Source organism: Sphingomonas sp. 2R-10, from assembly GCF_030062225.1.
Taxonomy (GTDB): Bacteria; Pseudomonadota; Alphaproteobacteria; order Sphingomonadales; family Sphingomonadaceae; genus Sphingomonas.
Genome location: NZ_JASCXF010000076.1, coordinates 1 through 4,037, shown reverse-complemented (window position 1 = coordinate 4,037; position 4,037 = coordinate 1). Strand labels below are relative to the sequence as shown.

Annotated in this window: 5 protein-coding genes; 4 read left to right on the top strand and 1 reads right to left on the bottom strand. The window is 69.6% G+C overall.

What is annotated here, in order from left to right; translation table 11 throughout:
• Positions 1 to 251 precede the first annotated feature (251 nt).
• Positions 252 to 1,682, bottom strand: coding sequence for a sigma-54-dependent transcriptional regulator (locus tag QLH51_RS19680; protein ID WP_125655961.1), 1,431 nt, complete (start codon positions 1,680 to 1,682; stop codon positions 252 to 254).
• A gap of 191 nt (positions 1,683 to 1,873) precedes the next feature.
• On the opposite strand from QLH51_RS19680, the gene QLH51_RS19675 reads away from it, so the two are divergent.
• The 4 genes from QLH51_RS19675 to QLH51_RS19660 all read left to right on the top strand — a co-directional run.
• Positions 1,874 to 1,999: an aa3-type cytochrome c oxidase subunit IV gene (locus QLH51_RS19675; RefSeq protein ID WP_125655958.1), complete on the top strand. Its 126-nt coding sequence runs from the start codon at positions 1,874 to 1,876 to the stop codon at positions 1,997 to 1,999.
• A 1-nt stretch (position 2,000) separates the two neighbouring features.
• Positions 2,001 to 3,128 (top strand): Re/Si-specific NAD(P)(+) transhydrogenase subunit alpha, encoded by a 1,128-nt coding sequence (locus QLH51_RS19670; RefSeq protein WP_125655955.1) that lies wholly within the window; start codon positions 2,001 to 2,003, stop codon positions 3,126 to 3,128.
• A 10-nt stretch (positions 3,129 to 3,138) separates the two neighbouring features.
• Entirely contained in the window at positions 3,139 to 3,507 is a 369-nt protein-coding gene (locus QLH51_RS19665; protein WP_125655952.1) for a PH domain-containing protein, read from the top strand.
• Positions 3,508 to 3,689: 182 nt separating this feature from the next.
• A partial coding sequence (locus QLH51_RS19660; RefSeq protein WP_283514672.1) for an endonuclease domain-containing protein occupies positions 3,690 to 4,037 on the top strand: 348 nt, incomplete at its 3' end.

Sequence of the window (4,037 nt, the reverse complement as noted above, 5' to 3'; positions counted from 1 at the left end):
GGGCAATGGCGGGAGGTGGTCGCCTGACGCACCCGATCCGTATCCCCGCGCAGGCGGGGATCCAGAGCCACAGGCGTTGCGCCTTGTAACCCTGGATCCCCGCCTCCGCGGGGATACGGCTTTGATGGATCGAACCACAACCCCGACCGTCACCCCGGGCTCGAACCGGGGTCCCGCTTCCTCTCCCGCCGTCGGAAAGAAGCGGGACCCCGGATCAAGTCCGGGGTGACGATGGGGAAAGGCCAGCCCCCTCACGCCGCGTTCTGGTCGATCCCCAGTTCGCCCAACTTGCGGTAGAGCGTCGAGCGGCCGATCCCCAGCCGCCGGGCGACCTCGGTCATCCGGCCGCGATAATGGCCGATGGCGAGGCGGATGACGTCGGCCTCGATCTCCTCCAGCGCGCGCAGATTGCCGTCGGCGCGGAACAGGGTGACGCCGCCGGCGACGTCGTGGCGCTGTGCCGGCAGGACCGGTTGCGGTGCGCCGCCCTCGGCGATCCGGGCGATGTGCGGGAAATCGGCGCGGGTCAGCGCGTCGCCGTCGCACAGCACCGCCGCACGGAACAGCGCGTTCTGCAACTGGCGGACATTGCCGGGCCACGCATAGGTGCCGAGCAGCGTGATCGCGTCGTCGGTGATTCCCAGCTGGCGCAACCCCGGCTGCTGCGCGATGCGCGCCATCAGGTGGCGGGCGAGTGCGGGAATGTCGCCGGCGCGTTCGCGCAAGGGGGGAATCGTCACCTGCACGACGTTCAGCCGGTAATAGAGGTCCTCGCGGAAGCGGCCGGCCTCCACCTCCTGCGTCAGCGTCTTGTTGGTGGCGGCGACGACGCGGACATCGACCTCGCGCGGGTGGCGCGCGCCGACCGGCTGGATCTCGCCCGATTGCAGCACGCGCAGCAGCTTGACCTGCGTCTCGAACGGCATCTCGCCGATCTCGTCGAGGAACAGCGTGCCGCCGTCGGCTTCCTGAAAACGACCGATCTTGCGTTCGAACGCGCCGGTGAACGCGCCCTTTTCATGGCCGAACAGCTCGCTTTCGACGAGATTGGCGGGGATCGCGCCGCAGTTGACGCGGACCATCGGCTTGCGCGCGCGGGGGCTGGCGGCGTGGATCGCGTCTGCGACCACTTCCTTGCCGACGCCGCTCTCCCCCTCGATCAGCACCGGCACGCGGGCGCGCGCCGCCTTGGCCGCGATCGCCAGCGCGGCGCGGAATTGCGGGGCCGATCCGACGATCTCGTCGAACGCCAGCGACATCGACAGTTTTTCGGTAAGCGGACGCAGTTCGCCGCGCGCCGCGCCGCCGACCGCCGCCTCCAGCGCGGCGAGCAGCCGTTCGGCGGCGATCGGTTTCACCAGGAAATCGCTGGCCCCGGCACGCATCGCGGCGACGGCGCCGGCGACCGATTCGTTGGCGGTCAGCATCAGGATCGGCAGCGCCGGGCGGCTGCGGCGCAACTCGGCGATCAGCGCGGTCGCATCCGCCTGCGGCGACCAATGGTCGAGCAGCACGGCGTCGAGCGCCACGCCGTCGGGCGTACCCAGGGTCGCGAGCGCGGTTTCGGCGTCGCCCGCGAAGACGGTGCGCCATCCGCGCCGCGCCGCGATCGCCGCCACCAGCCGCCGCTGCGCCGGTTCGTCGTCGATCACCATCAGCAGCCGTTGTCCGTCGCGCGTCATGTGCTGCCCTGCGTCCCTGATGTCCCGTAACGGTGCAACCATGCGCCAGCGTTCGTAAAATTCGGCTTAAGCCGGCGACGACGCGATCGATGCGACCCGGCGGACGATCCGGACGGCACGTGCGGGGTTGGCGCGTCGGATGGGGCGCGCTACGCTGTCCGCCAACGAAACGAAATTCGAGAGGAGCTTCGATGGCGATCGACGGCCGCCCGCCCGCCCATGGCGGGACCTATACCGGCTTTCTGCGCTGGTTCACCTGGGGGGCGGTGGTGTGTGCCGCGCTCACCGCGCTGGTCATCTACCTGATCGCTTCCTGACGTGAAGCTCGCGCTTCTCGCCGAACAGGCCGCCGGCGAACGCCGGGTCGCCGCTACGCCGGAAACGGTGAAGAAGCTGATCGGCCTGGGTGCCGGCGTGGCCGTGGAGGCGGGCGCGGGCACGGGGGCGTCGATCGACGACGAGGCCTATGCCGCAGCGGGTGCGAGCGTGGGGCCGCGGGCACAGACGATCGCCGGTGCCGATATCCTGCTGGGCGTCGCCGGCCCCGCGCCCGACAGCCTTGCCGGTGTCAAGCCGGGGGCATGGCTGGTCGCCGGGCTCAATCCCTTTGGCGAGCGGGCGCGGATCGACGCCTATGCCGCGCTGGGCGTCGAGGCGCTGGCGATGGAATGGATGCCGCGTATCACCCGCGCCCAGTCGATGGACATATTGTCGTCGCAGGCGAATCTGGCGGGATACAAGGCGGTGCTGGACGCCGCCGCCGAATATGGCCGCGCGTTCCCGATGATGATGACCGCGGCGGGCACGATCAGCGCGGCGCGGGTGTTCGTGATGGGGGTCGGCGTCGCCGGGCTGCAGGCGATCGCCACCGCCCGGCGGCTGGGCGCGCAGGTCAGCGCCACCGACGTCCGTTCGGCGACGAAGGAACAGATCCAGTCGCTGGGCGCCAAGCCGATCTTCGTCGAGACGGTGGCGGGGATCGAGGGCGAGGGCGCGGGCGGCTATGCCGGCGAGATGAGCGCGGAATACCGGGAAGCACAGGCCGAGCTGGTGTCCGCCCATATCGCGAAACAGGACATCGTCATCACCACCGCGCTGATTCCCGGCAAGCCCGCGCCCCGCCTTGTCAGCGAGCGCCAGGTCGCGTCGATGCGGCCGGGCAGCGTGCTGGTCGACCTCGCGGTCGAACAGGGCGGCAATGTCGAGGGCGCGGTCGCGGGCGAGGTGGTGGTGCGCCACGGCGTGAAGATCGTCGGCCATCGCAACGTGCCCAGTCGGCTGGCGGCCGACGCATCGGCGCTGTTCGCGCGCAACCTGTTCAATTTCCTGTCGGCCTATTGGGACAAGGATGCGGGGCGGCCGGTGCTGCCCGACGAGGACGAGGTGACGCAGGCGATCCGCCTGACGCAAAACGGGCAGGTGGTGAATCCGCGCCTGACCGGGTGAAGGGGAAAATATGGGTCTGTTCAGCAGTCACGAGGTCGATCCGGCCGAAATCCGCGAGAAATACGGCCACGCGCTGATCGCGGGCGAAGAAGTGCTGGCGGCGTTCCGCTCGCTGCGCGACACCGCGTTCCTGACGAACTTCCGTTTCGTGCTGGTCGATGTGCAGGGGATCACCGGGTCCAAGATATCGTTCCGTAGCGTTCCCTACCGCTCGATCACCAGCTTTTCGGTCGAGAGCGCGGGGACGTTCGACCTCGACAGCGACCTGCATCTGTGGGTGACGGGGCAGCCGACGCCGATGACGCTGAAGGTCAGCCGCAATGCCGACCCGGCGGCGATCCAGCGGTTGCTGGCGGAACTGGTGCTGGCGAAGCGGTGAGGGGGGGGGCTGCCTTGGCTTCTCCTTATCCGCAGCACGCGGACGGCGACCAGACGCGGCAGGATGAGACGGAAGCGCATATCCTCCCCGGAACGGGGAGGAGGACCGGCGCAGCCGGTGGAGGGGGGCTTCCGCGGGCGGTGCGGCCGGAGGTAGCGACCGCTCGGCGACTACGCCGGGAAATGTCCCTCCCCGAAGCAATGCTATGGCAAAAGCTGCGTGGCGGACAGGCCGGTGCCAAGTTCCGTCGCCAGCATCCGGTTGGGCCCTATGTCGCCGATTTTTTCTGCCGAGAGGCCCGGCTGATCGTCGAGATCGACGGCGAAGCGCATGAGCGCGCCGATCGTCCTGAACGGGACGATGCGCGACTGCGGTTCCTGCAGGAGCAAGGCTACCGCATCGTCCGCATTGCCGCCGCCCGTGTGATTGCTGACGTCGGTGCGGTGGCCGCCGCGATCGCCTCGCTGGTGGCCACCCCCCTCCACCAGCCTGCGGCTGGTCCCCCTCCCCGTGCCGGGGAGGATATCGAG